The following is a 19509-nucleotide window of genomic DNA, read 5'->3' on the forward strand; positions in this document are numbered from 1 at the left end:
AGCGATACGCCTAGATGCAATTTCGTACCATAATAAAAATTCTCGGCCAGCTGGTGGCGTTATTTAGTATCACTATGGTGCCACCGGCACTCGTGTCTTTGATCTACAAAGACGGTGGTGGTGTGCCATTTGTTCTCGCTTTCATTTTTAGTGTAGTGATTGGTTTAGCGGCTTATTATCCAAACCGCCATGAGCATGGTGATTTAAAAGCTCGTGAAGGCTTCCTGATTGTCGTATTGTTCTGGTTGGTACTAGGCACCTTCGCAGCGGTACCTTTAGTGTTCTTACAAGAACCTAATCTTTCGCTAGCGGACTCTGTATTTGAAGCTTTCTCAGGGCTAACAACCACAGGGGCCACCGTACTTACAGGCATTGAATACCTACCTAAATCAGTCCTATTTTACCGCCAACAATTACAATGGTTAGGTGGTATGGGGATCATCGTACTCGCGGTGGCGGTCCTGCCTATGCTAGGCGTCGGTGGCATGCAGCTATACCGTGCAGAAACACCGGGTCCGGTTAAAGACTCGAAAATGACGCCGCGTATTGCTGATACCGCAAAGCATCTTTGGTATATCTATGTGTCGCTTACCATTGCTTGTACGCTGGCATATTGGGCTGCAGGAATGGATTGGTTTGATGCAATTTGTCATGCCTTCTCTACTATCGCGATTGGTGGATTTTCTACTTATGACGCATCAATGGGGCAGTTCGATAGCCCTGTAATTAATTTTATTTGTGTGGTGTTTTTGCTTATTGCGGCAATTAACTTCTCGCTTCACTATGCGGCGGTATCGTCACGCAGCATTCGGGCCTATTTACGAGACCCTGAATTTAAAGTGTTTTTATTGATTCAATTAGCATTGGTAATTGTCTGCTTTACTGTGTTGTCATCAAATAATATTTATGCGGATGGTGATGAGACTCTTGATCAAGCCATGTTTCAAGCTGTGTCAATGAGTACAACAGCAGGCTTTGCGACCGATAACTTTTCGGCATGGCCACTGTTCTTACCAATTTTACTTATCTTTTCAAGCTTTATTGGCGGCTGTGCAGGTTCTACCGGTGGCGGTATGAAAGTAGTTCGCGTGTTCTTGTTATACTTGCAAGGCATTCGAGAACTTAACCGCCTTGTGCATCCTCGTGCTATCTACTCAATTAAATTAGGCCGAAAGGCACTGCCAGATAAAGTTGTCGAAGCGGTTTGGGGGTTCTTCTCTGCGTATGCTTTGGTGTTTGTCATTATCATGTTGGCGCTGATGGGCACTGGTATGGATAACATCAGTGCATTCTCTGCTACAGCTGCTTGCTTAAATAACTTAGGCCCAGGTTTAGGTGAAGTCGCTGCTCATTACGGGGCGATTTCAGATACGGCAAAATGGCTACTTACTATTGCAATGGTATTTGGTCGTTTAGAAATATTCACCCTACTAGTACTGTTTACGCCTACCTTCTGGCGAGGCTAACCAAAGCAAGGTGATTATCAAGAAGTGGAGGCATTACTGTGCCAAAAACTCAAAAACAACGCAATCTTGAGAAACTAACCTGTATCCCTGCAGGTAGCTTGGTGGATGTTGAAATTACCACACCAACCGACAGTAAACGGGTAAAAACAGAATTTATTGGTTTGATGAATGATCAGTACATCATTCTTAACTATCCATCAGCAAAGCGTTTAGCGAATAGTAGTGATGTCATTAAAGACGGTGTAATGGTCGTTATACGCGCCGTACTTGAAGCGGGAGGTGGGCAAGTGATTGCTTTTCGTCAGCAAATAAACGCCTTGGCATCGCATCCACATCGCTTAATTTTTCTCGACTTTCCTCAGCAAGTACAGCTTTATAGCTTGCGTAGTGAAGCGCGTATTCCTACGTTATTCCCTGCAAACTTAGTGATTGCAGAGCAAACACTGGCGGGACTTATTAAAGATATTTCACTTACGGGCGTGCAGTTTGATATTAATAGCAGTAACGACTTAACCGCTTTTAAAGGACAAAGCTGTCAAATCACACTCAGTAAACGAGAGTTTAGTGGCACAGTATGTAGCGTTCGCAAAAGAGCGGGTGGTTTTATGCTGGGTGTGCAGCTTGATACAAGTGAAGATGAGATGAAAGCGTTTATGAAAGAGCACTTAATTGACCTTTCGGTATTAGACAGCTAATTCCGGCTACCAATTCGCCATTTTGCAACAAAATGGCTATTTTCCCCGATTTAACCCTATAAATATCAAAATTAATTTATAAATAAATTCAAACAATCAATAAAATCAATGTGTTATGAGTTAAATTAATTTCGATTTTTTTCTTTAAATTTCGTTGTTCAGATAGAGTTTATTTTCGAACACCTCATTTTTTTGTTTTCTAATCCGAGTTAATCGTTATTGTCTCCATTTTAATCTTTATAACTTATTGATTTTAAAGGGAGCGTAAAACCAATCACTGAGCCTGTTGCAAAACAGCAACAAATAAATCGCTCTATTCATCATAAATTCTCGAAATTTCAATTCAAGACACTGATTTTATTATTCTTTTTAACTTTGGCATCGAAGTTGAAATAGTCTAAGCGAACACAGAGAAAAACTGATTCAGGAAAATTTCCTCTATCACAGTTGAGACAACATTGAAGGAATAGTGATTATGAAAACGTTACACAAAACTTTAGCACTTGTAGCTCTTGCAACCTCATCAGCAGCGTTTGCCGCTGATTTTGACACACTCGATGTGAATGGCGATGGCGCTATCAGCAAAAGCGAAGCATCAGTAAGCGAAACGTTAATGAGCCAATTTAAAGAGCTTGATACAGACGGCAATGGTGAGCTGTCTAAACAAGAGTACTCTAAAGCTTAATTTCATTGTAAGGACACATTGAAAAGGACTTCCTAACTCAAGACTACACACTTTGAAGGAATGACATTATGAACACAGTAAATAAAACATTAGCACTTATGGCACTTGTATCTTCATCAGCAGCATTTGCAATGAGTGATTTCGATACCCTAGATGTTGACGGCAACGGTGTTATCAGCCAAAGCGAAGCGTCTGTTGATGCAGAGCTAATGAGCAAATTCAGTGAATTAGACACTGACGGTAACGGTGAGTTATCGAAACAAGAATTTTCTAAAGCTTAATGTGATTAAGCAAAACCAGTTTATCTAGCTGATTAGTTCTGAGCTGCCAAAGACAGCCTAAGTGGATAAGGGAATCCATGAAAGAGGACAACACTGGAAGTGCGATCAGCTAACACTCTTAATATTGAAGGAATATCATTATGAAAACAGTAAACAAAACATTAGCTTTAATCGCACTTGCATCTTCTTCAGCGGCTTTTGCAGCAACTGACTTTGACACCTTAGACGTAGACGGTAACGGCGTGATCAGTAAAAGTGAAGCGGCCGTTGATGCAAAAATTATGTCGCAGTTTAAAACCTTAGACGTGAATGGTGACGGTGTTCTTACTGAAGCAGAATTTTCAGAAGCAGAGTAACGTAATTAACTCGTAATAAACCAGTTTCCACTAAACAAGGATCTCAGAAACGGATTTCACTCTTTTCAAATTTTAAGGTAATTATTATGAAACAGTTAAGCACAACAATCGCAATTTTAGCACTAGCAACATCATCGGCAGCTTTTGCACAAGGTGTAAGCTTTGCAACTTTTGACACCGACGGTGATGGCGTGATCAGTAAAGAAGAAGCGTCTGCAAATATGCAGCTTGAAAAGTTATTTCCAAAGCTAGATAGCGATGGTAATGGCGAGCTTTCGAAAGAAGAGTTCGCACAGATTCAATAGAATCTTTTTGAAAAGTTAGGTACTTTCACTTCAAGAGTCGTAAAGCAGCCGTTATGGCTGCTTTTTTCGTTTATAAGCTCTCGTTTACAAGAAGATCGCACTTACCTGAAACAGCTTTTCAACAACCGTAATATGCTTTTTATCAATCAAAAACATGATTACGTGGTCACCAGACTGAATAACGGTATCGTCATGGGCAATCAGTACATCATCGTTACGCACAATAGCACCAATAGTTGTTCCTGCTGGTAGCTTGATATCAGCAATTGCTCGGCCAACAACTTTAGAAGTATGCTCATCACCATGAGCGACAGCTTCAATTGCTTCTGCTGCACCTTTACGTAACGAATAAACATTAACAATGTCACCACGGCGAACATGTGTTAATAGCGCCGAGATTGTTGCTTGTTGGGGCGATATAGCAATATCAATCTCACCACCTTGAACTAAATCAACATAAGCGCCACGCTGAATAAGCACCATGGTCTTTTGTGCGCCCATACGCTTTGCCAGCATCGCAGACATAATGTTTGCTTCATCGTCGTTAGTGACTGCTATGAATACATCAACTTGTTCAATATGTTCTTCAGATAACAGCTCTTGATCAGAGGCATCGCCACAAAACACCACGGTGTTATCAAGCATTTCAGATAGCTGCGCAGCACGCTCTTTATTGCGTTCAAGCAGTTTAACGCTGTGGTTCTTCTCAAGTGAACGAGCAAGACCCGCACCGATATTACCACCACCGGCAATCATGATCTTTTTGTATGAACGTTCGAGTTTTTGAAGTTCATTCATTACTGCTCGAATGTGCTTGGTTGCTGCGATAAAGAATACTTCATCGTCAGCTTCAATAACGGTTGTGCCAAGCGGCTTTATAGCTTTACCTTGACGATAAATAGCCGCTACACGGGTTTCGACATTCGGAATATGTTCTTTCAAGGCCGAAAGTGCATAACCAACCAGCAAGCCACCGTAATACGCTTTCACCGCAACCAGCGATAACATGCCATCAGCGAATTGTAATACTTGTAAAGCACCCGGATAATCGATTAAGCGACGAATATATTTAGTCACCAACGCTTCAGGAGCAATGTAGTGATCAACAGGTAAGTCATCGTTATGGAATAGCTTCTCACGATACTTTAAGTATTGCTCTGAGCGAATACGGGCAATTTTGGTTGGTGTATTAAAAATACTATAGGCCACTTGGCAAGCAACCATGTTCACTTCGTCAGAACTGGTTACGGCAATAATCATATCGGCGTCTTCGGCACCTGCACGACGCAATACATCGGGATGAGCACTGTGGCCAGTAACACCTTGTAAGTCATACTTATCTTGTAACTCTCGCAAACGGTTACCGTCGATATCGACAACGGTGATCTCATTTTGCTCACCGACGAGGTTTTCTGCCAATGTGCCACCAACTTGTCCGGCACCGAGTATGATTATTTTCATAGCTTGTTCTTATTAGTGTTTTTTAACTAGCTTTGCGTAGTAGAAACCGTCACTTTCACCAGGCAGTAATTGTAGGCCAGGTATCGTTGGGGTGTCGTTTTCATGCAAAGGTATGTGTTCAGCACTTTGATTATTGGCAAGGAACTTAGCAACTTGTTGTTGGTTCTCTTGCGGTAATACAGAGCAGGTTGCATAAACTAACGTACCACCAGGCTTAAGTAGAGGCCAGATACTATTTAGGATATCGCCTTGTAAATTAGCGAGGTCTTCAATATCAGATGCACGACGTAGCCATTTTATATCAGGATGGCGACGGATTACGCCTGTTGCTGAGCAGGGCACATCAAGCAAAATACGGTCGAATTGCTGTTCATCCCACCAAATATGTGGCTGTGATGCATCTGCACATTGTAGATCAGCAGTTAAGCCAATACGCACTAAGTTTTGTTTAACGCGTTCTAGGCGTTCGCTGTCGCTATCAAGTGCTAATACGTCGGCATCAGCAAGCTCTAGAATATGGCACGTTTTACCACCTGGCGCTGCACATGCATCTAAAATGACATCATCATTTTCTGGTGCTAGGAAACGCGCAGCTAATTGTGCCGCGGCATCTTGTACTGAGCAGGCGCCAGTATCAAACTCTGGTAATGCGTATACATCACAAGGTTTTGCTAGCTTAATACCATCAGGAAAATTAGCATTGAGGGTATACTCAATATCATTCGCTTTAAGCATCTCACTGTATTCTTGGGTGCTGTATTGCGCTTGATTTACTCGTAACCACATAGGAGCTTGAAGCTGATTCGCCTCAAGGATTTCTTGCCAATTATCAGGGTAGGCAGCGGTTACTTGTTTGATAAACCAACCTGGGTGGTTAAATTTGCAAACAGGAATTTGCTGTGCTTTTTCTTCAAGCTCAGCTTGTTCACGTTGGAAACTGCGTAAAATAGCGTTAATCAGGCCTTTTAAACCAAGAGCGCGCATTTGCTGAAGCGCATTAACCGTTTCGCTGATTGCCGCATGAGGCGGTACACGCATGTGTTGAAGTTGGTAAATACCCACATACAACAAGAATTGGAAAATACGGCGCTTGCCTTTTAGCGGTTGATCTAAAAGTTGCTGGCAATAATTTTCTAGGCTAGGTAAATAGCGCAGCACACCGTAACAAATCTGTTGCAGCAGGGCTTTATCTTTAGGTGATAATCCTTGGCTTGCAAAAGGTAGTTCTTGATTAAGTGATGCACCTTTATCGACTACGTTGTAGAGGGTTTCAGCAGCAAGTGCTCTTACATTACTCATTGCTTTGACCTAATACTGAGCCAGGTTCAACCCAATCACTGCGACCATTTAGAAAGTCACTAACAGCCATTGGTTTTTTACCTTGTGGTTGGAGAAGGGTGATTTTAAGTGCACCTTGCCCACAGGCGACTAAAATACCTTGCTTATCAGCAGCAATGATTTCACCTGCTTGCGCACTTTGCGATACAACTTCTGCCTGCCAAATTTTTACTGTTTGTCCTGCCATTTCGGTAAAGCAAACAGGCCATGGGTTAAAGGCTCGGATATTACGCTCAATTTGCTCAGCATCCATTGACCAATCAATATTGGCTTCATCTTTAGATAACTTTTTCGCGTAATTTGCTTGCGTGTCATCTTGCTTTTCTGGCGTGATTTCACCTGCAGCAAGGCGATTAATAGTACTAATCAGTGCATCAGGACCTAGCGCAGCTAGTTTATTGTATAAAGAGCTACTGGTTTCTGTGCTATCAATCGGACAGCGGCTGATATGCAGCATGTCGCCTGTATCTAAGCCTTCATCCATTTGCATTATTGTTACACCTGTTTCACGGTCGCCAGCCCAAATAGCACGCTGAATAGGCGCTGCACCACGCCAGCGAGGTAAAATAGAACCATGCACATTTAAGCACCCTAAGCGCGGAGCATCTAAAATAGCTTTTGGTAATAATAAGCCGTATGCCACCACAATCATGATATCTGCGTTTAGGCTTGTAAGTTCTGCAAGCGCTTCATCAGATTTTAGTGATTGCGGTTGAAATACAGGTAAGTCATGGGCAAGTGCTAGCTCTTTAACTTCACTGGCTTTTAGCTTTTTACCTCGGCCCGCAGGGCGATCTGGTTGGCTATAAACACCAACAACGTCGTGCTCTGAGTCAATCAGTGCTTGTAAATGGCGCGCAGCGAAGTCCGGCGTACCAGCAAAAATAATGCGTAATGGTTGTGTCACAGATATTCCTATTGATGAACTTATGATTTAGCAGCCAGCTTAGCTTCTTTTTCAAGCTTTTTACGGATACGTTGGCGCTTTAAAGGCGATAGATAATCAATAAAAAGAGTGCCTTTAAGGTGATCAAGCTCATGCTGAATACAAATCGCTAATAGCTCGTCAGCGTCTAAGCTGAATTCTTCACCATTTTCATTAAGCGCTTTAACAGTAACAGTTTCTGCGCGGTCAACTTTTGCGTATGAATAAGGGACTGATAAACAGCCTTCTTCACTGACTGTTGAGCCATCTTTCTTAGTGATTTCTGGGTTGATTAATACTAACGGTTGGTCGCGCTCTTCAGATACGTCGATCACCACAATTCGCTGGTGGATATCTACTTGCGTTGCTGCTAAGCCGATACCGTTTTCGTCATACATAGTTTCAAGCATGTCTTTGACGATTTGACGAACTTCATCGTTTACTTCTGGTACTTCTTTCGCGATTGTACGCAAACGCTCATCCGGAAATCTCAAAACTTCTAACCTAGCCATAGTTACCTTTTACACTTGTGATTCATTTAGGGTATTGTATGCTCTTATTTTAGCCATTCGTGTTCACCTTTAACAGGTTTTGGTCGATAATAATCTAAAAACAACTCAAGGAAGCCAAATGAGATACCCACTAGTTGCGGCTTTGTTAGCCTTTAGCTGTGCTTTTTCGGTAGCTGCTGATGTCTTAACAATTAAAAAAGATGCGCCAAAACAATACGTTGTAAAAAAAGGTGACACGCTTTGGGATATCTCTGGTGTGTATCTTGACCAGCCTTGGCAATGGCCTGATTTGTGGCAGATGAACCCGCAAATCGCGAATCCGCATTTAATATACCCGGGTGATGCGCTCAGTTTAATTTACGATAAAGACGGAAATCCACGTTTAGTTAAAAATCCGCGTTATAAAAAGCTCTCTCCTGAAGGGCGAATTACACCAAAGGGTAAGCAAGCTGTGCCAACGTTGCCTTTGGAGTTGTTACGCCCATATTTGACTTATGAGCAAGCAATTAGCGCCGATATTATTGCACAAAAGCCGTATATTTTAGGTGCCAGCGTTAATACCAAAATGAACACTATTGGTCACACTCTTTACGTTAAAGGTGATTTAACACTAAACGAGGCTTATGGTGTATACCGTAAAGGTAATGACCTTGTCGATCCAAATACAAATGAAGTACTGGCGAACAAAGCGGAGCTTGTGGCGATTGTTCGAGCATTTAGAAGCGGTGATGCGGAAAACGGTGTACCTGCCTCTGTCAAGGTTGAGTTGGTAAAACAAGAGATCAAGCCTAATGACTTCTTAATGCCAGCAATGGAAGGTCAAATGATGCCTGCCTATTTCACTATGAAGCGCCCAGAAGTTGCTTTAGATGGCACTATTATCGCCGCAGCTAATGAAATGCGTGAATTTAGTACCATGGATATTGTTGTACTAAACTTAGGTGCTGACCAAGTGAAGCCAGGTTTTGTACTTGATATTCAACGTCAATCACCAGAAGTGTATGACGGTCGCAATGGTCCGCGTTACCGCGAAGATTCTAACAGCCTAGAGAAGTTCATGACTGATGCAAATGAGCTTTTCGGTATTGAAAGTGATGAAGACAGTAATGTATGGCATATGCCAAAGGAAAAAGTCGGTGAGCTAATGGTGTTTAAGGTATATGACAACGTTAGCTATGCACTGATAGTGAAAAATCAGCATCCGATCCGAGTTGGAGATTATGCAGTTATAAACTAACTCACAAATTGGGCGCTCTAAGGAGGGAGCATGGCACAGGTTTCAGGCAAGCTATCCCATTGGCTTGCCTTTTATTTATGTAAAGGGCTTGGGATCAAAAGTCTTCTTGCATTAAGTCAAAAACAGCCGCTGGGAGAGTTATTTACATTAACTACCTCAGAGCTGCAGCAGCTCGGCTTATCAAAGAGCCAAGCCGATAACTTAGTTAATACTGACTGGCAGTTAGTTGCACACTATCAAGCGCAGATAGCTAAGCTGCAAATCAAGGTCATTAGTTATTTTGATGACAGCTATCCGCCGTTACTCAAGCAAATAGCCAGCGCTCCTATATTATTGTTTTGTTTAGGTAACACGGAACTATTACTGTCACCGCAAATAGCTATTGTTGGTAGCCGTAATGCAACACCTACAGGAATTGAAGTAGCCGCCGAGTTTGCCCATCAACTTTGTTCTGTTGGAATGACAGTTACATCAGGTATGGCTATGGGGATTGATGGCGCTGCTCATAAAGGCGCATTAGCGGGCTCAGGCAATACCATAGCTGTACTTGGCACGGGTATCGATATTGCTTATCCAAGACGCCATAGCTTACTTATCAAACAAGTTGCAGAGCGGGGCTTGTTGGTTTCTGAATTCCTACCTGGCACGGCTGCTAATGCAGCGAACTTTCCGCGCCGAAATCGTATTATCTCTGGGTTGTCATTAGGAGTACTGATTGTTGAGGCGCAAATTAAAAGTGGCTCACTGGTAACGGTACGCTATGCGCTTGAGCAGAATAAAGAGGTGTTTGCAGTGCCAGGCTCGATAAAAAGTCCACTTTCAGAAGCAAGTCATTTTTTAATTAAGCAAGGCGCTAAATTGACAGAAAATATTAGTGATATTCTTGATGAAGTGAGCTTTTTCTGTGAAAACAGTCTATATAGTATAGAACAGCCTATTGCAGATGAACCCGACTGCCCAGTGTTCAAAAGTATAGGGTATGAGGTTACAAGTGTTGATCAAATAACACAGCGAAGCCAATTACCAGTAAACGAAGTACAAGCTCGGTTACTCGACTTAGAGCTCGCAGATAAAATCGAACGAGTACTCGATGGTTATATAAGACTAGGAGGACATAAACATGTTTGACATCCTCATGTATCTTTTTGAAAACTATATCCATAGTGAAGCTGAAATCTTTACTGAAGAGAATGAGCTTACCGATGAGTTAGTTCGTGCTGGCTTCAATAAACCTGAAATCTACAAAGCCCTTGATTGGTTAGAGCAACTGGCTGATTTGCAACAAAGCGACATCTATCCATACCTTAATGCCCAGCCACAACATGCCATGCGTATTTACACCGATAGTGAATGCCAAATGCTGAGTGTTGAGTGTCGTGGTTTTTTAATGTTTATCGAGCAAATTGGTGTAATTAACACCGTAACTCGTGAAATGGTTATAGACAGACTGTGTGCTTTGGATAAACCATATATTTCTTTGGAAGATCTAAAGTGGGTGGTCCTTATGGTGTTATTTAATGTGCCGGGCTCAGAGCAAGCTTACGCGCAAATGGAAGACTTAATATTTGACGAACCAGCGGATGTATTACATTAGTTCGACTTTGCTTGTATCTTTGTTGAGTTTGGGTATATTAGGCGAAAATTAGCCAACCCCACAGGAATCTTATGAGTAAAATCGACCATTCTCTTTTTTCTGCAGATAAACATGCACTCGAAAAAGAGTATGAGGTTTGCCCTAAATGCGGTTCTGAATTGGTTATGCGCAACTCAAAGTCAGGCCCTTTTTTAGGCTGTGCCAGTTACCCCAAGTGTGACTACATCCGTCCTTTAGCACATCATGATAGCCAACAAATAAAAGTTCTCGAAGACAGTGCCTGTCCTGAGTGTGGCAAACCATTGGTAATTAAAAATGGCCGTTATGGCATGTTTATCGGTTGTACTGGTTACCCAGAATGCCATTATATTGCTCATGATGAAGAGCCTGACGATGCCCCTAAATTACCTACTTGCCCTAAATGCAAAAAAGGTCAGCTGGTTGCGCGTAGTAATAAGTTTGGCAAAACCTTTTATTCTTGTGATAGCTATCCGCGTTGTAAATATACACTTAATCATAAACCCGTGGCGACCGAGTGTCCGGCCTGTCATTGGCCAATTATGACCGAAAAGAAAACAGCTTCAGGTGTTGTGTTACAATGCCCTCAGAAGTCGTGTATGCATAAGTTAGTCGAGTCTTAATGTACTTGTAATTCGTTTTTTAGGAGAGTTTCTTTGTCTGATCCTGTTGCACAACCAACCAATGCAATTGATGCTTTGCAGCAAGGTGGCGTGATTGTTTATCCAACCGAAGCTGTTTTTGGTCTTGGTTGCGATCCTGATAACCAAGCCGCGGTTGAAAAGCTTTTAGCCATCAAACAACGCCCTGTAGAAAAAGGCTTAATTTTAATTGCTGACAATTATGGCCAGTTATTAAAGTATGTAGATGATGCCAAAATCCCAATGGATAAACGTGCTGATATCTTTTCACAATGGCCAGGAGCTATCACTTGGGTGATGCCGGCTGCAAAAGAAACGCCAAAGTGGTTAACAGGTCAGTTTGATACTATTGCTGTGCGTGTTACTGATCATCCGACGGTAAAAGCTTTGTGTCAGCAATTTGGTAAGCCTTTGGTTTCAACAAGTGCAAACTTAACTGGTCAAGAAACGGTAATGACTATCGCACAAGCGAAAAGCGAATTTGCTGATACGGTAGATTTTTATGTTGATGAGCCGTTAGGTGGCAACAGCCAACCAAGTGTGATCAAAGACGCAGCGACCGGAAAAGTATTTAGAGGATAAACATGCAAAGCGAGCTACTCGAACAAGTTAAAACCTATTTAATGGCCTTGCAAGATACAATTTGTCAGGGCCTTGAAAGTGCCGACGGCAAAGCAAAGTTTGTTGAAGATAATTGGCAACGTGCAGAAGGCGGCGGTGGCCGTACTCGTGTTATCCAAGGTGGCAATGTCATTGAACAGGGTGGGGTGAATTACTCGCATGTGTTTGGTGCTTCAATGCCAGCATCAGCAACAGCGCATCGTCCAGAGCTCGCTGGTCGTAGCTTTCATGCATGCGGTGTGTCATTAGTGATCCATCCTAATAACCCACATATTCCAACTAGCCATGCCAACGTGCGTTTCTTTATTGCCGAAAAAGAAGGCGAAGAGCCAATTTGGTGGTTTGGTGGCGGTTTTGATTTAACGCCTTTTTACGCTGTATTTGAAGATGTACAACATTGGCATCAGGTGGCAAGCGATTTATGCCAGCCATTTGGTGCAGAGGTTTACGACAAATATAAAAACTGGTGTGATGATTATTTTTATTTAAAACACCGCGACGAAACACGTGGTGTTGGTGGCTTATTTTTTGATGATTTAAATGAGCTTGGCTTTGAACAAAGCTTTGCTTTCATGCAGGCGGTAGGAAATGGTTATTTAGATGCTTACCTACCTATTATTGAGCGCCGTAAAGACACGCCAATAACTGAGCAACAACGCGACTTCCAATTGTATCGTCGTGGTCGTTATGTTGAGTTTAATCTTGTTTGGGACCGCGGAACATTATTTGGCTTACAAACAGGTGGACGCACTGAGTCTATCTTAATGTCGATGCCACCACTAGCACGTTGGGAATATAACTATGTACCAGCTGCAGACAGCCCAGAGGCTAAGCTGTATCAGTACTATTTACGCCCTCAAGACTGGTTAAATAGCAAAGAATCTGATCTAGTTGCACGCCAGTGGCAGCTTTAATCAAGTATTGAAACCACTCTAATCAACATTATGTTGTCACCCTCAACTAGGGTGGCAACACTGTCACTGTTAGGCAGCTCTGCCAATACACTAAATAGCACTTCTGCTTTTAATATCTCTAGCTGATCAGATGTTGTATCAATAGGTGCGCTAACCTGTGTTAAGCACTGACTGATATCACAGGCATAGAAATCAAGTTTCACTTCAAAATATTCAGGGTGCTGAATAAGCTTATCAAAACCATCAACAATACTTTGTTCAAGCTTATCGCTTTGTGACGTTTTACCTTGGCTGAGAAGTGATTGAGCAATTTGCTGAATATCGTCATGATAAATATATTCATTAATAGTGCTTATTTGATTAGCGGAATCATTCACGCTGTACTGATAGGTCAATAGTAGCGCCGCACTAATACCAATGCAGACTAAAAGAGTTGTTATAAATTTCATTTAAACATCCTTATTTACTATGAAATACTCATAACAACTCTAGCAGTTGCATAAAAAACGTGCAATTTAGCTTAATTTAAAGCGCCTTACTTGCTCATCCAGTGAACGTGCTAACGACAACAGCTCTTCACTGACTTTTTGGTTTTCATGCGCATCGACTAATGAGTGCTCGGCATTATCACTAATTGCTATAACGCTTTGGTTAATTTCTTCAGCCGCCAAATTTTGCTGTTCAGTGGCATCAGCAATTTGCACGTTAAGCTGATTTATCTCACTCATTTGTGAAGAAATATCACGTAATGCTTTAGCTACTTGCTTAACTTGGACTGCACGCTCGTCTGCTTCTTCACAAGAGTTATTCATAGTATTAACGGTGTGTGCCGCTTCACTTTGTAATTTGTCTATAGTGCGGCGAATTTCGTCGGTTGAGTCATGGGTGCGGGTTGCCAAAGTGCGCACTTCATCGGCCACAACGGCAAATCCTCGACCAGCTTCTCCAGCACGGGCGGCTTCAATAGCCGCATTGAGCGCAAGTAAGTTAGTTTGTTCAGCAATACTACTGATCACCTCAAGTACTTTACCAACGTCTAACGTTTGGGTTTGTAATTGAGTTACTTGCTCGGCGGCCGCTCTAACATCAGCCGCAAGTTGATTGATACTTTGCTCAGTGTGTTCTGCAACATGCAAGCTTTGCTGTGCAAGTTGGTTACTGTGTTCTGATTTCTCAGAAGCAAAATGCGTGGTGTTTTTAACTTCGCTTGATGAACTTTCGAGTTCATTGATGGCGGCAGCGACAGAGTCTGTTCCTTGCTTTTGCTTTAAGATAGCCTGTTCCGTGGCATCTGCTGAGGCATAAATGCTTTCGGCTGAATGGATCAATACCTTAGAAGAGTGGGAAACCTGCGCAATATTATCCTTAAAGGCGCCAATCATGTGATTAAAGCTGGTGGCAAGTGAGCTCAGTTCGTCATTATTGCTGTCGTCTACAGTGAGGCTTAAATCTTTATTGGTGGTTGCTAAGTGCATAGTATGACTAATGACTTTCAAGCGTTTAATAAATACTTTTCTAAACATCACTGCCAGCAGTGAAAATGCAGAAATGAAAATAGCAGTTAATAGCAGTGTATTCATTAAGGTGTTTTGTGATACTTCTTGCTCAATATCAGCCAACGAATAACTAATTTTTACTACTCCTAATACATCACCTTCCTGCGCTTGATGGCAGCCTAAGCAATTAGTGCCTTTATAATCACTGCGAGCAAACATAGGCTTCAGATAGGTCATCGTGCTATTTTGATTATCAATAAATAATGCTTCAGTACCTGTCAGTGCTTTTCGCTCAGTATCGTTAGTCGCAACCTGGTTGGCATTTCCTGACCCATAAATTTTATTAACGATTGGACTACGTATGATATGGGCATCTTCAATATTAGGGTGGCTTCTTAATTTAGTACTCAGAATTTCACGATTAGCCATAGTGCCAGTTAGCATCATGGTGTTAATAGAATCAAAGTAATTATCGGCAAGCAGTTTTATGTTACTTTCAACGGTATCTTGCGCTAATTCATGTTGTTGCTTGGCGCTGCTGAATATACTGGCAAATAATACCAATACGCCTGTCAGTGCCAACAGGGCATAAATTTTAAATTGGATTGATTTCATGCGACGACGCTTTTTCTAAATTAAGGAAAATTTATTATCTTTATTTAAAAAAAGCGTACATTGATATAGCGCAAAGCTTAGTTAGTTTTGATTGATCATATGGCTGGCGAGTTGCGATAAAGATTGTCTTAACCCTTCGCGAAGTAGTGGGTTATCAATTTCGATATCGAGCGTTTTATTCATACAATGCATCCATTGGTCACGTAAGTCTTGATCAATAGGGAAAGGCATGTGACGCTTTCTTAGCATCGGGTGACCATATTTTTCAACAAATAGGTCGGGGCCGCCCAGCCAGCCAGATAAAAACTCAAAGAATACTTGGCGAATTCTATCTAAAGGCTGAGGATGCATATCATATAATGGTTTGGCGTATTCATCAGTGGCCATTATGTCGTAAAATCGATTTGCAATTGCTCGAGCTCCTGCTTCACCACCAATAATTTCATAAGGTGTTTTTTCTGGGGTAGGCGTTTCAGGCATTGGTTTCGATTTAGAAAAAAGTCGTTTAATCATAATATTAATAAAGCTCTACAGGGCGAAGAGGTTGCTTCACTATGGACAAATACGCGGTTTTTGGAAATCCAATCAAACATTCGAAATCACCCGCAATACACGCACAATTTGCTGCATCATTAAACGAGCAAATCGAATACAGCGCCATTTTAGCACCAACAGATGCATTTGAAAAAACTGTCACTGGGTTTTTCGCTGCTGGTGGTAAAGGGGCTAATGTCACTTTGCCATTTAAAGAGCAGGCTTTTGCCATGGTAGATGAACTAACAGAACAAGCAAAAATAGCCGAGGCCGTTAATACCATTAAACAACTCGAAGATGGCCGCTTACTCGGTGATAACACCGATGGTGTAGGGCTGGTTAAAGACCTTTTAGCCAATAATGTCACTTTAAAAGGTCAGCGAGTACTTCTTATTGGAGCGGGTGGTGCGGCGAGAGGTGTCATTCAACCATTATTGAATGAACAAATCGAAAGCTTAACAATAGCCAACCGTACCGTTGAAAAAGCGCAAGCACTTGCAAGTCATTTTAAGGGGGAGATAGATGTGCAAGGTTGTGGTTTAAATGATATCCCAGCAAGTAACTATAATGTGGTTATCAATTCTACATCAAGTAGTGTAACTGGAGACTTGCCAGGTATAGCACAGCAGCACGTTGCAAAGTGCCAGTGCGCATACGATATGTTTTACGCGAATGATGATACGGCATTCATTAGTTGGGTTAAGTCGATTAACCCAACATGTTTAACACTCGATGGTTGTGGCATGCTGGTTGGTCAAGCTGCACAAGCTTATTTTGTATGGCGCAATAAAATGCCAGAAATTCTTCCCATTGTGAACGCGCTTAAAGCAGGAGAAATTGCGTGAATCAAGCTATCCAATTTATCGACCGACTTGAATTTAAGCCCGATGAAAAGCAGTTGGTGTTCTTTGCTCAAGTAAGTGGCTTGATGGTGGAGTGTATTATTGATACCAGCAAGTATGATTTTGCCGCCCAAAGCAGCGCAGTTAATTACTTTGAATCTTATCGTTTCGATTACGAAGAGCTCGCCGAGAAACTGATCGAAGATGAACAGTATAACTCGGCAGGACAAATTGAATTAACCGAGGTGTTTTAGCCCTCAGCTAAGTATTCATCTTTAAGCTGAACATAATTGTCAGCAGAAATTTTTAAAAAGGCGCGCTCTTGTTCTGTTAAAGGGCGGGCCTGTTTAACCGGACTACCTACATATAAGTAACCTGACTCTAAACGCTTATTAGGTGGGACCAATGAACCACCACCAATGATCACATCATCTTCAACAATTGCATTGTCCATCACTATTGCACCCATCCCCACAAGAATACGATTACCAAGTTGGCAGCCGTGTAGCATGACTTTATGGCCAACAGTGACATCATCTCCAATTATAAGAGGGTAACCATCTGGATTTGACTTAGAGGCACGAGTTAAATGTAAAACACTGCCGTCTTGAATGTTCGTACGCTCACCAATACGGATATAGTTAACATCACCACGCGCAGCAACAAGAGGCCAAACACTTGAATCCTTGCCAAGCGAAATATCACCTACTAAAACTGATGACTCATCAATATAAACACTATTATCGAATGTCGGAGTGATCCCTTTATAAGAACGGATAGTCATAAATTCACCTTAAATTTTAAAAATGCGCTCAGTCTAGTGTAACAGCGAAGCAAAGAAATACATCAAAAGGCCCCTAATTTGATTGTAAAACACCCAGTTTCAGGGTGTTTAGTTCAAAAGCTGAGCGAACAGTACATTTTTTTAAATTTTATTGAAAAAAGTGCTTGCGTAAAAAATCCATCTCCCTATAATGCGACCCCACTGACACGGCGGGCAGCAACGAAAGACGCTGAACAACGTAGCAGAGAGTTAAGTGAAACTTCGGTTTCAAATTATCGAAAGAAAGTTTGAAATTAAGTGTTGACTCGAAAAATTAAGGATGTATTATACGCATCCCTAGCGACAACGTCGCAACGTTCTTTAACAATATAAAGCAATCATCTGTGTGGGCACTCGTACAGATTGAGTTCTAACAGCCGATTCTAGTTCGCTAGATGACGCAAACAAATTTAGAGTCTCAATTGAACTGAGTGACCAACGGAAACAAGTTTACTTGTTTCAGCACAGTCAATTCGATTCGAAAGAATCAAAATTCAGAATTCATTGAGCATGTCCTTCGGGGCAGAAAAAACTTTTAATTGAAGAGTTTGATCATGGCTCAGATTGAACGCTGGCGGCAGGCCTAACACATGCAAGTCGAGCGGAAACGAAGAGGTGCTTGCACCTCTGGCGTCGAGCGGCGGACGGGTGAGTAATGCTTGGGAATATGCCTTATGGTGGGGGACAACAGTTGGAAACGACTGCTAATACCGCATGATGTCTACGGACCAAAGTGGGGGACCTTCGGGCCTCACGCCATAAGATTAGCCCAAGTGGGATTAGCTAGTTGGTGAGGTAATGGCTCACCAAGGCGACGATCCCTAGCTGGTTTGAGAGGATGATCAGCCACACTGGGACTGAGACACGGCCCAGACTCCTACGGGAGGCAGCAGTGGGGAATATTGCACAATGGGCGCAAGCCTGATGCAGCCATGCCGCGTGTGTGAAGAAGGCCTTCGGGTTGTAAAGCACTTTCAGTAAGGAGGAAAGGTTAAGTGTTAATAGCACTTAGCTGTGACGTTACTTACAGAAGAAGCACCGGCTAACTCCGTGCCAGCAGCCGCGGTAATACGGAGGGTGCGAGCGTTAATCGGAATTACTGGGCGTAAAGCGTACGCAGGCGGTTTGTTAAGCGAGATGTGAAAGCCCCGGGCTCAACCTGGGAACTGCATTTCGAACTGGCAAACTAGAGTGTGATAGAGGGTGGTAGAATTTCAGGTGTAGCGGTGAAATGCGTAGAGATCTGAAGGAATACCGATGGCGAAGGCAGCCACCTGGGTCAACACTGACGCTCATGTACGAAAGCGTGGGGAGCAAACAGGATTAGATACCCTGGTAGTCCACGCCGTAAACGATGTCTACTAGAAGCTCGGGTCTTCGGACTTGTTTTTCAAAGCTAACGCATTAAGTAGACCGCCTGGGGAGTACGGCCGCAAGGTTAAAACTCAAATGAATTGACGGGGGCCCGCACAAGCGGTGGAGCATGTGGTTTAATTCGATGCAACGCGAAGAACCTTACCTACACTTGACATACAGAGAACTTACCAGAGATGGTTTGGTGCCTTCGGGAACTCTGATACAGGTGCTGCATGGCTGTCGTCAGCTCGTGTTGTGAGATGTTGGGTTAAGTCCCGCAACGAGCGCAACCCCTATCCTTAGTTGCCAGCGATTCGGTCGGGAACTCTAAGGAGACTGCCGGTGATAAACCGGAGGAAGGTGGGGACGACGTCAAGTCATCATGGCCCTTACGTGTAGGGCTACACACGTGCTACAATGGCGCATACAGAGTGCTGCGAACCTGCGAGGGTAAGCGAATCACTTAAAGTGCGTCGTAGTCCGGATTGGAGTCTGCAACTCGACTCCATGAAGTCGGAATCGCTAGTAATCGCATATCAGAATGATGCGGTGAATACGTTCCCGGGCCTTGTACACACCGCCCGTCACACCATGGGAGTGGGTTGCTCCAGAAGTGGATAGTCTAACCTTCGGGAGGACGTTCACCACGGAGTGATTCATGACTGGGGTGAAGTCGTAACAAGGTAGCCCTAGGGGAACCTGGGGCTGGATCACCTCCTTATACGATTTAGAACTTATTTGTTCGTAGTGTCCACACAGATGATTGTTGATTGTAAAGAGAACAACACTTATTG

The 19509-nt window shown here is 42.7% G+C and carries 22 protein-coding genes and 1 rRNA gene; 15 read left to right on the plus strand and 8 right to left on the minus strand.

The annotated features are described in order from the left end of the window. The first annotated feature begins 14 nt into the window (after positions 1-14). The 6 genes from J8Z25_RS00070 (at position 15) to J8Z25_RS00095 (ending at position 3788) form a co-directional block, all read left to right on the plus strand. A complete protein-coding gene (locus tag J8Z25_RS00070; protein ID WP_130050116.1) occupies positions 15-1466 on the plus strand; it encodes a TrkH family potassium uptake protein in 1452 nt (483 codons plus the stop codon). 38 nt (positions 1467-1504) lie between these two features. Then, positions 1505-2161: a flagellar brake domain-containing protein gene (locus J8Z25_RS00075; RefSeq protein WP_130050115.1), complete on the plus strand. Its 657-nt coding sequence runs from the start codon at positions 1505-1507 to the stop codon at positions 2159-2161. Between the two features lie 475 nt (positions 2162-2636). After that, positions 2637-2846: an EF-hand domain-containing protein gene (locus tag J8Z25_RS00080; RefSeq protein WP_054563772.1), complete on the plus strand. Its 210-nt coding sequence runs from the start codon at positions 2637-2639 to the stop codon at positions 2844-2846. 68 nt (positions 2847-2914) lie between these two features. Continuing rightward, positions 2915-3127, plus strand: coding sequence for an EF-hand domain-containing protein (locus J8Z25_RS00085; protein WP_054554776.1), 213 nt, complete (start codon positions 2915-2917; stop codon positions 3125-3127). A gap of 140 nt (positions 3128-3267) precedes the next feature. Then, complete coding sequence (locus J8Z25_RS00090; RefSeq protein ID WP_130050114.1) at positions 3268-3483, plus strand: EF-hand domain-containing protein; 216 nt, start codon at positions 3268-3270, stop codon at positions 3481-3483. Positions 3484-3569: 86 nt separating this feature from the next. Continuing rightward, entirely contained in the window at positions 3570-3788 is a 219-nt protein-coding gene (locus J8Z25_RS00095) for an EF-hand domain-containing protein (RefSeq protein ID WP_167659037.1), read from the plus strand. Positions 3789-3872: 84 nt separating this feature from the next. Here the strand turns inward: J8Z25_RS00095 and trkA are convergent, their stop codons facing one another. Genes trkA through def form a run of 4 tightly spaced genes read right to left on the minus strand, consistent with a single transcriptional unit; the run spans position 3873 to position 8024 of the window. Further along, the gene (gene trkA, locus J8Z25_RS00100) at positions 3873-5249 is read right to left on the minus strand and encodes a Trk system potassium transporter TrkA (RefSeq protein WP_054563775.1); all 1377 of its coding nucleotides are present in this window, start codon (positions 5247-5249) and stop codon (positions 3873-3875) included. Positions 5250-5261: 12 nt separating this feature from the next. Then, complete coding sequence (gene rsmB, locus J8Z25_RS00105; RefSeq protein ID WP_250661491.1) at positions 5262-6548, minus strand: 16S rRNA (cytosine(967)-C(5))-methyltransferase RsmB; 1287 nt, start codon at positions 6546-6548, stop codon at positions 5262-5264. Further along, positions 6541-7494 (minus strand): methionyl-tRNA formyltransferase, encoded by a 954-nt coding sequence (fmt, locus tag J8Z25_RS00110; RefSeq protein ID WP_130050111.1) that lies wholly within the window; start codon positions 7492-7494, stop codon positions 6541-6543. Before fmt ends, rsmB begins: the two co-directional genes overlap by 8 nt. Positions 7495-7514: 20 nt before the next feature. Further along, positions 7515-8024, minus strand: a complete 510-nt coding sequence (gene def, locus J8Z25_RS00115) for a peptide deformylase (RefSeq protein WP_054554770.1) — start codon at positions 8022-8024, stop codon at positions 7515-7517. Between the two features lie 118 nt (positions 8025-8142). On the opposite strand from def, the gene J8Z25_RS00120 reads away from it, so the two are divergent. The 6 genes from J8Z25_RS00120 (at position 8143) to hemF (ending at position 13049) form a co-directional block, all read left to right on the plus strand. Then, complete coding sequence (locus J8Z25_RS00120; protein WP_167659039.1) at positions 8143-9261, plus strand: LysM peptidoglycan-binding domain-containing protein; 1119 nt, start codon at positions 8143-8145, stop codon at positions 9259-9261. 30 nt (positions 9262-9291) lie between these two features. After that, complete coding sequence (gene dprA, locus J8Z25_RS00125) at positions 9292-10389, plus strand: DNA-processing protein DprA (protein WP_239977895.1); 1098 nt, start codon at positions 9292-9294, stop codon at positions 10387-10389. Next, complete coding sequence (locus tag J8Z25_RS00130) at positions 10382-10855, plus strand: DUF494 family protein (RefSeq protein ID WP_130050108.1); 474 nt, start codon at positions 10382-10384, stop codon at positions 10853-10855. Before dprA ends, J8Z25_RS00130 begins: the two co-directional genes overlap by 8 nt. Positions 10856-10926: 71 nt before the next feature. Further along, complete coding sequence (locus J8Z25_RS00135; protein ID WP_130050107.1) at positions 10927-11496, plus strand: DNA topoisomerase family protein; 570 nt, start codon at positions 10927-10929, stop codon at positions 11494-11496. Between the two features lie 33 nt (positions 11497-11529). Further along, complete coding sequence (gene tsaC, locus J8Z25_RS00140; protein ID WP_130050106.1) at positions 11530-12096, plus strand: L-threonylcarbamoyladenylate synthase type 1 TsaC; 567 nt, start codon at positions 11530-11532, stop codon at positions 12094-12096. A 2-nt stretch (positions 12097-12098) separates the two neighbouring features. After that, on the plus strand, positions 12099-13049 hold the full coding sequence (gene hemF, locus J8Z25_RS00145) for an oxygen-dependent coproporphyrinogen oxidase (RefSeq protein WP_250661492.1): 951 nt from the start codon (positions 12099-12101) through the stop codon (positions 13047-13049). Here the strand turns inward: hemF and J8Z25_RS00150 are convergent. The 3 genes from J8Z25_RS00150 to J8Z25_RS00160 all read right to left on the minus strand — a co-directional run bounded on the left by J8Z25_RS00150 (position 13046) and on the right by J8Z25_RS00160 (position 15673). Further along, the gene (locus J8Z25_RS00150) at positions 13046-13498 is read right to left on the minus strand and encodes a hypothetical protein (protein WP_130050104.1); all 453 of its coding nucleotides are present in this window, start codon (positions 13496-13498) and stop codon (positions 13046-13048) included. The two genes, hemF and J8Z25_RS00150, sit on opposite strands and share 4 nt — an antisense overlap. Before the next feature lie 66 nt (positions 13499-13564). Then, complete coding sequence (locus J8Z25_RS00155; protein WP_130050103.1) at positions 13565-15160, minus strand: methyl-accepting chemotaxis protein; 1596 nt, start codon at positions 15158-15160, stop codon at positions 13565-13567. Positions 15161-15241: 81 nt separating this feature from the next. Further along, on the minus strand, positions 15242-15673 hold the full coding sequence (locus tag J8Z25_RS00160; protein WP_130050102.1) for a group II truncated hemoglobin: 432 nt from the start codon (positions 15671-15673) through the stop codon (positions 15242-15244). Positions 15674-15714: 41 nt separating this feature from the next. Here J8Z25_RS00160 and aroE point away from each other — a divergent pair, with 41 nt between their 5' ends. Further along, entirely contained in the window at positions 15715-16539 is an 825-nt protein-coding gene (gene aroE / locus J8Z25_RS00165; RefSeq protein WP_167659045.1) for a shikimate dehydrogenase, read from the plus strand. Beyond that, on the plus strand, positions 16536-16790 hold the full coding sequence (locus J8Z25_RS00170) for a DUF1488 family protein (RefSeq protein WP_167659046.1): 255 nt from the start codon (positions 16536-16538) through the stop codon (positions 16788-16790). Before aroE ends, J8Z25_RS00170 begins: the two co-directional genes overlap by 4 nt. On the opposite strand, the gene J8Z25_RS00175 is transcribed toward J8Z25_RS00170, so the two are convergent. Then, positions 16787-17320: a gamma carbonic anhydrase family protein gene (locus J8Z25_RS00175; RefSeq protein WP_130050099.1), complete on the minus strand. Its 534-nt coding sequence runs from the start codon at positions 17318-17320 to the stop codon at positions 16787-16789. The genes J8Z25_RS00170 and J8Z25_RS00175 overlap by 4 nt on opposite strands. A 575-nt stretch (positions 17321-17895) precedes the next feature. On the opposite strand from J8Z25_RS00175, the gene J8Z25_RS00180 reads away from it, so the two are divergent. After that, positions 17896-19436: ribosomal RNA gene (locus J8Z25_RS00180) — 16S ribosomal RNA — on the plus strand. The last annotated feature ends 73 nt before the right edge of the window (positions 19437-19509 follow it).

Source organism: Pseudoalteromonas sp. SCSIO 43101, from assembly GCF_023650775.1.
In the GTDB taxonomy this organism is placed as follows: Bacteria; Pseudomonadota; Gammaproteobacteria; order Enterobacterales; family Alteromonadaceae; genus Pseudoalteromonas; species Pseudoalteromonas apostichopi.

What these genes read in the sequence shown, in the direction of transcription:
- J8Z25_RS00160 (WP_130050102.1), bottom strand. Translation starts at nt 15,673, where the DNA reads ATGATTAAACGACTTTTTTCTAAATCGAAACCAATGCCTGAAACGCCT.
- dprA (WP_239977895.1), top strand. Translation starts at nt 9,292, where the DNA reads ATGGCACAGGTTTCAGGCAAGCTATCCCATTGGCTTGCCTTTTATTTA.
- J8Z25_RS00150 (WP_130050104.1), bottom strand. Translation starts at nt 13,498, where the DNA reads ATGAAATTTATAACAACTCTTTTAGTCTGCATTGGTATTAGTGCGGCG.
- def (WP_054554770.1), bottom strand. Translation starts at nt 8,024, where the DNA reads ATGGCTAGGTTAGAAGTTTTGAGATTTCCGGATGAGCGTTTGCGTACA.
- J8Z25_RS00070 (WP_130050116.1), top strand. Translation starts at nt 15, where the DNA reads ATGCAATTTCGTACCATAATAAAAATTCTCGGCCAGCTGGTGGCGTTA.
- J8Z25_RS00090 (WP_130050114.1), top strand. Translation starts at nt 3,268, where the DNA reads ATGAAAACAGTAAACAAAACATTAGCTTTAATCGCACTTGCATCTTCT.
- trkA (WP_054563775.1), bottom strand. Translation starts at nt 5,249, where the DNA reads ATGAAAATAATCATACTCGGTGCCGGACAAGTTGGTGGCACATTGGCA.
- J8Z25_RS00175 (WP_130050099.1), bottom strand. Translation starts at nt 17,320, where the DNA reads ATGACTATCCGTTCTTATAAAGGGATCACTCCGACATTCGATAATAGT.
- aroE (WP_167659045.1), top strand. Translation starts at nt 15,715, where the DNA reads ATGGACAAATACGCGGTTTTTGGAAATCCAATCAAACATTCGAAATCA.
- J8Z25_RS00120 (WP_167659039.1), top strand. Translation starts at nt 8,143, where the DNA reads ATGAGATACCCACTAGTTGCGGCTTTGTTAGCCTTTAGCTGTGCTTTT.
- hemF (WP_250661492.1), top strand. Translation starts at nt 12,099, where the DNA reads ATGCAAAGCGAGCTACTCGAACAAGTTAAAACCTATTTAATGGCCTTG.
- J8Z25_RS00080 (WP_054563772.1), top strand. Translation starts at nt 2,637, where the DNA reads ATGAAAACGTTACACAAAACTTTAGCACTTGTAGCTCTTGCAACCTCA.
- J8Z25_RS00130 (WP_130050108.1), top strand. Translation starts at nt 10,382, where the DNA reads ATGTTTGACATCCTCATGTATCTTTTTGAAAACTATATCCATAGTGAA.
- J8Z25_RS00135 (WP_130050107.1), top strand. Translation starts at nt 10,927, where the DNA reads ATGAGTAAAATCGACCATTCTCTTTTTTCTGCAGATAAACATGCACTC.
- J8Z25_RS00085 (WP_054554776.1), top strand. Translation starts at nt 2,915, where the DNA reads ATGAACACAGTAAATAAAACATTAGCACTTATGGCACTTGTATCTTCA.
- J8Z25_RS00155 (WP_130050103.1), bottom strand. Translation starts at nt 15,160, where the DNA reads ATGAAATCAATCCAATTTAAAATTTATGCCCTGTTGGCACTGACAGGC.
- rsmB (WP_250661491.1), bottom strand. Translation starts at nt 6,548, where the DNA reads ATGAGTAATGTAAGAGCACTTGCTGCTGAAACCCTCTACAACGTAGTC.
- J8Z25_RS00095 (WP_167659037.1), top strand. Translation starts at nt 3,570, where the DNA reads ATGAAACAGTTAAGCACAACAATCGCAATTTTAGCACTAGCAACATCA.